Below are 6,554 nucleotides of genomic sequence, written 5' to 3'. Positions count from 1 at the left end.
AAATCATATACAAATAATTGAACATATTTTTTACATCTGTTGATGACATCAATAGCCTATTTTCCATAAGCATCATGTTGATTATTAAGTTTTCATTGAACAATTTAGTTAAAACTTGATAATTAAGCTTATTTTAATGTTTAACTATTAATTAACGCCTAATTAGTACATAGCTATTCTAGTTTTGAATAATTCCTTTCAAAACATTCGTTTTTAACACTACTTAATTTTTCTTTAAATACCTATTAAAAATGTTTATATTTCTTCTTTAAAAAAGATTGTGAGGACATCATTTTTACACGGTATTTATTAGGGAGGTTTCCTCAAAATCAATGAACTTAACCTCATCATCTTAGCTATTTTTCACCAATTTTGAGGACCTCATTTCATATGCAAAAATCACCCTAGGTTTCCTCACCATCTCAAGTAGAAACCGTTGAATTTTTCACCATGCAGCAGTGAATTAACAAGATTTTCACTTGTTTTACAATAAGTTTATGATAGCTTAGGGTTTCATCTCCATATGTTATTGTTGAGTAAATTTTTGAAAGAATCCGTTTTGAATATTTACAATGAAAACATTCACTTCAAACACTATAAATTTTTCCTTTAAATACTTATTTAACTCTTTCATATTTCTCCATTAAAAAACTTTGTGAGGACATCATTTTCACCCCCAAAATATGAGAGTGTTTTCCTCAAAATATCTGAATCCAAGGCCAACTTCGGGGGTTATTTTCACCAATTTTGAGGACATGAATTTTCAGGTCAAAAAACCCCCTAGTTTTCCTCACCATCGAAGGTAAAATCCATTGAATTTTTCACCATCCAGCAACATCCGAACCAAATCCTCACTTTGCTTTTGAATCAAATCCGAATAACTGACAGCTTCATCATCATAGGTTATTGTTGAGTATATTTTGCTCAATATCTTTTCAACAATCAATTTTCTTGCTTCAAGTTTAATTGTATTGTTTCGCCTATCCAAATCCTCAACTGTAATTCGTTTTTTATTAACCAAACCAATCACGGTCTTGTCTACAATCTGCTGTCTGAACGGCTCTATCAAATCAAATGTCAGACTGGTTCGTCCGTCCATATCAAAGTGCAGAAAGCCGCAGTATGGATCCAAGCCGTTTACAAGAATGCTTTTTGTTATTTCACTTGCAAGTATTGCATATCCGTAATTCAGCATTGAATTCATTAAATCTGTTGGCTTTTTCGTGCGGGAATCAAATCCGATTTCACGAGGAATGAAATATTTGACTCCAGACCAGTATTCGTTTGATGCCTTTCCCTCCAGGCCCATTATCCTCATTCTAATATCTTCATTGTTTCCCTTAAAATTCAGTTCTGAAAGTTGCCTGATGCATTCATCGATTTTTGACCTGTGATTGAATACTCTTTTCAGCTGTTTATTCTTATTTAATGTTGTTAATGTCGCTTTCTGATTTTTCATTTTTGAAATGATCAGTTCCTTTGAAATCCTAAGGCCTAACTTGTTTTCGCTTAATTTGTATTGCTCCTTTTTAAGGGCAACATTGTGCCAATCTGGAGATTCCAATGTATAGGTCAGTTGGCCTCGTGGACTGATAGCAATCAGTTTAATGTTGTTTTCTGCCATCAAATTCAACGCATCAAAGGTCACATATCCTTTTCCTATAACGGTAATGTCAGTTACTGTGCTTGCCTTGATGGAATCAATGATTTCATCCTTTTCATGTATGACAATCTGGTTGTCTTTCTTATGGATGGACTTGTTGTATCCGTCAATTATTAGTTTCATCTCAATACACCCTATATAAATCGCTATTGAATTTTATTTCCTTTCCACAATTCTCTTTTTTCAAATAGCAATTTTGGCAAATTGGAATTACCAAAACACTATCTTTTTCCTTGATGATTTCATCAATACTTTTCACTAACGTCTCACGTTCATTATTCTCCAGTTCTCCTACATATAATGAACTTTGAATCTTTCTAAGTCCAAAATGCTGAAGGATTCTTTCAATCTTTTCTTGGTTTGTTTTGAATTTGCAATCAAAGCTGACTATCATATACATGAATTTATTTATATTAATAGTTCAGATAAAGTATTATTCTTAGAAATGATAACTATTAATACTATGTTTTTTTCAAAACAATTTTTTACAGTCATAACAATTTTTTAAAGTTATTACAATGGAGTAAACTTTAAATAAGATGATAAAAATATGAATTAGTAATTAATATGTTATTTAATTCATTTAAATTCATATTAGATGAATATTATATGAGAAAATAAAATTTTATATCTGTGAAATGGGAGCCATATATTGAAATCTATGTTGATACCAATAATTGTGTGATGTGGAAAACACAGGAAAAATGGCAGGAATATTCAAAACAGATGTAAAGACCATTTATGCGCATTGAGAGATATCTTAAGGAGAAGAATTGGATGGATGCAAAGCAACTATTAATATAATCGATTCAACCAATTCAAATAAACAATCCTTATTGATTAAAACAAAGGAAGAATGGAAGATGGTTATGGATAAAAACAGTTAAGTAACACTTGAAGACATCATTGGCATTGTTGATGCTCCAAAAATAGACGGTAGATTTCAAGAGATAATCTCCGTTAAAAAGATTATTGACACTGTCACAGGTAAGGAATATGACAGATTAGTTGATTTGGAATTCCTTATCCATGTTAATGAAATTTCTGAAGAAAACGAGCATCTTAAAAAGGAAATATCACTGTTGGCCAAGGGAAATTAAGACATGATTTATTTAAACAATGATCTAATGGAATCATGTTTCAAAAGAAAAGCTTTGTTGAAAAAACAATCAGAATAATACAAGAAAAATATCAGGAGATAAATGACATTTACATGCGGGGAATAAAAAAGGGCCGTCGATTGGAGGTATTCGAGGTGAATTGAATTTAATCGAAAGGATTTCAGAAGAACTGGGGATTGATTTAGGTATTATAAAAAGATTTGCAAGATTTAAATATAAAATTTAATAAATTAAAAATTAGGAAAAGGTGTTAATAAATGGATAATGAAACAAGCGTAATGTTATTTCAAAACCAAAAAATCAGGTATATTTGGGATGAAGAGACAGAAGAATATTATTTTTCAGTAATAGATGTTGTAGGTGTACTTAGTCAGAGTAAAAATCCTGGAAATTATTGGAAAGTATTAAAAAAAAGATTAAAAGATGAAGGTGTTGAGTTGGTTACAATTTGTAACCAACTGAAATTGCCATCATATAAAGATGGTAAAATGTACAAAACAGATGTAGCATCCAAAAAACAAATTTTTCGTATCATACAATCAATACCTTCACCAAATGCTGAACCATTCAAGCAATGGTTAGCTCAAGTGGGTTCTGAGAGAATTGATGAAATTGCAGATCCGGAAATTGCTGTTGAAAGGGCAATTAGTACATACCGCAAAAAAGGTTACTCTGAGGAATGGATTTCCCAAAGAATAAGAAGTATGGAAATCAGAAAGGATTTAACTGCTGAATGGGATCGTGCAGGTGTCGAAGAAGGTCTTGAATATGCAATTCTTACCAATGAAATTAGCAAAGCATCATTTGGAATAACAACAGGTCAGCACAAAAAAGTCAAAGGATTGAAAAAAGAAAGCTTGCGTGACAATATGACCAATGCGGAATTGGTTATTAATATGCTTGGTGAATTAGCGACTACCGAAATTAGTAAAGTTGAAAATCCTGAAGGTTTTGAAGAAAGTAAGGATGTTGCTATAGATGGGGGCAGTATTGCTGGCAATGCCCGAAGAGAATTGGAAGCAAGAACCGGAAAGAAAATTGTCAGTTCTAAAAATGCTAAAAATCCAAAATTATTAGATGAAAAATTTGATGATTGAAATAACAATTTGATTTAATATTTTTTTAAATTAATTATGTGATGGCCATGTGGGATTGAATAGAAATTCAACAAATATATAATTTGGGATTACAGGAGTATCATAATATTACAAATATATAAAATTATATTACTTAAAAGCATTGTAAAATTTTTTTAACATGGGTAGATTTTCAGAAAATTTAAGATTCAAAAATTTTTCAAAAATTATCCTCAAAAATCAAAAATTGACGAAATCACCATATTTCAACCACGTGATGTATATGTCCTACTACACTTTCAACACTTCTCAACAAACTCCCAAATTATCCAAATTTTATATATAAAAAGAACGTATATTTTATGTAATAATATACAGTAACAATGAAAAGATACGAAGTCTTTATATACTAAAAAATTCAATAGTATAACAAGGGTTTGAGTAAATATATTTAGGAGGCAAAAAGCTTATGATTGCCGTTGATGAGCTAACAGACTACCTAGATGAATACTTGGAAGAAAAACAAGAGGTAAAAAACTTAACTCAAGAAACAATCGAAAAACAAACATTTAACATATCAAAATTCATCGAATATCTTGAAAATGAGGGAATCGATGAGCTAAATGAAAGGAATGTTAAAAAGGAACTACGCCATTATCGTAGATACTGTTTGAAACAGCGTGGCAATAAAAGAACAACTGTCAAAACATATATGATGAACATTCTGGAATTCATCAACTCAGAAGATGTTCAGGAAGAAATCCAGCATGAAACCATCAAAATGAAGGATATCATTGAAGTCAAGGCAGAAGATCCAGAAACTGCCAAAAAAAGAATAGAAAAAATATCTTTAACATGGCCACAATCAAATTTCTTTTTAGATACAATAAAACAAAGCGGTAATTCAAGGGATTATGCAATTTGCAGAACTTTCATTGATTCTGGAATGAGATTAAAGGAACTGGTCCTGTTGAACAAGAATGACATCCAGGTTCCAATAGATGAAAACGGATTTTATGTCCTACCAGATGACCCTAATGACTTTATAGATATTTATTTGCGTGCAGAAACCACAAAAGGGGAACTTAAGGACCGCACTACTTTTATAACCTATGATACGCTTCGCAGTTTGAATGAAATGATGTATGACCGCATTACAAAGTTAAGAAAAAATACCCACAATGTCTATAGACCAGTGATTCAGCGAAACAAGGCTGCTGAAGAAGTCAATCGTGAAGAACTCTTCACAAATATTAAGGGAAAAAGGATAGGCAAGCGTGGAGTTCAGGATATCATCAAAAAACATGCACGTGAATGTGATGTGAGAATCGAGGCTGAAGGAATAGATTGTCCTGTAAATTATGCTAAAAATGTCAGTGTTCACATTCTAAGACACACTGCATTGTCCCATTATGCTGAAATCCTCACAGTTGCAGAGGTTCAGTCAATTGCAGGTCATTCCAACTCACAAACAACTGATAAATATATCCACATTGATCGTGAGCAAATGAAACAGAAATTGAAAGTCAATGCCAGAAGATTCAATACTTAATATAAATACTATTTTGTTCAAATATAAGAATATAATAGGAAATCAGGGATAGATATGGATTTAAAAAATAAACTTTTGATAGTAGGGATTATTGTTATTTTTATTTCAATAATTGGAGCATGTACTGCTTTTAATTATCAAAATATTAATAATCCTCATGGAATTGCTGATGAAACTGATGGATTTGGCTGCTGTTCCATTATTTTGCAGGAAAATGGTTCAGACAGTATCATGTCTTTTAGGCGTGATTCAAATATAACCGCAGATGTTCACATCGAAAACGTTAACTGGCACGGAATGCCAGCTATTAAACAATACAAAGAAGATGAGGGATATTTCTCCCATGTAATCATCACTAAGGACGGTTGGATGATTGGACTGGGCGGTATTGATGATGGAAGTGACAGTGAAAAATGTGAAAATATAGCTGCGGAAATCATTTCTGACGATTACAGCATATCAGAAGAAAAATTAACTGAAATCCAAAACATTAAAAAGCCATATGGACGTGGACATGTCCTTATTAAAGCACCTAACGGAAATTATGGTTTTGCGACAGTAGACAAGGTTAAAACCGGCAAACTGGAACCAGGACAATATGTTTCCCTTCCTAATAACTATAATTTATCCCGATCAGGGAATTTATCATTGGATACAGAAGATAAAATCGGCGCCATGAACGAATTGGCGCAATCTGATTTATATGGATTTGATAGAAGAGATATTGTAACTTATGACTATCATCCTGGTAATGACAGCTATCTTGATGTCTATGTTTCCAATGAAGATGGATCATATCTTGGCGTTAATTATACTGACTGTGTAGATAATGTTTACATTAATGATACATTAATAAATGCCGAAGATATTCCAATTGCCCCTGCTTACAAAAGTATTGGTACAATGGGCTTTTCTACTGAAGTAGATAACTTAACAGAACTTACACTTATCATATGTGCTGCAGTATTAATTTTCATAATTGCATTATCTTATGCAGTTTACAAATTTGTGAGATTCATAAGACATAAAATTTAATAAATTTCATGAAAATTAATAAAAAAGAGTAAAATTGAAAGAAAATAGTATATTTCACTAGCTTGATATATATGGAGTAGTTGATTTATATCATTTTCTTAATATTA

The 6,554-nt window shown here is 31.6% G+C and carries 5 protein-coding genes; 3 read left to right on the top strand and 2 right to left on the bottom strand.

Annotation, left to right across the window (positions count from 1 at the left end; all coding sequences use genetic code 11):
* Positions 1-790: 790 nt before the first annotated feature.
* A complete protein-coding gene (gene cas1, locus ACKI3D_RS09505; RefSeq protein WP_407394025.1) occupies positions 791-1,786 on the bottom strand; it encodes a CRISPR-associated endonuclease Cas1 in 996 nt (331 codons plus the stop codon).
* A 1-nt stretch (position 1,787) separates the two neighbouring features.
* Entirely contained in the window at positions 1,788-2,063 is a 276-nt protein-coding gene (cas2, locus tag ACKI3D_RS09500; RefSeq protein ID WP_407394023.1) for a CRISPR-associated endonuclease Cas2, read from the bottom strand.
* Positions 2,064-3,041: 978 nt separating this feature from the next.
* On the opposite strand from cas2, the gene ACKI3D_RS09495 reads away from it, so the two are divergent.
* The 3 genes from ACKI3D_RS09495 to ACKI3D_RS09485 all read left to right on the top strand — a co-directional run bounded on the left by ACKI3D_RS09495 (position 3,042) and on the right by ACKI3D_RS09485 (position 6,447).
* Positions 3,042-3,881 carry a Bro-N domain-containing protein gene (locus ACKI3D_RS09495; RefSeq protein WP_407394021.1) on the top strand — a complete coding sequence of 280 codons (840 nt, stop codon included), beginning with the start codon at positions 3,042-3,044 and terminating at the stop codon, positions 3,879-3,881.
* Positions 3,882-4,329: 448 nt separating this feature from the next.
* Positions 4,330-5,412 (top strand): tyrosine-type recombinase/integrase, encoded by a 1,083-nt coding sequence (locus tag ACKI3D_RS09490; RefSeq protein WP_407394020.1) that lies wholly within the window; start codon positions 4,330-4,332, stop codon positions 5,410-5,412.
* Positions 5,413-5,466: 54 nt separating this feature from the next.
* Positions 5,467-6,447 carry a hypothetical protein gene (locus ACKI3D_RS09485; RefSeq protein ID WP_407394018.1) on the top strand — a complete coding sequence of 327 codons (981 nt, stop codon included), beginning with the start codon at positions 5,467-5,469 and terminating at the stop codon, positions 6,445-6,447.
* Positions 6,448-6,554: the final 107 nt, after the last annotated feature.

This window comes from Methanobrevibacter sp. (assembly GCF_045586545.1).
Lineage (GTDB): Archaea > Methanobacteriota > Methanobacteria > Methanobacteriales > Methanobacteriaceae > Methanocatella.
Note: the sequence above shows the minus strand (reverse complement) of the source record. Positions and strands in the feature narration are given on the sequence as shown.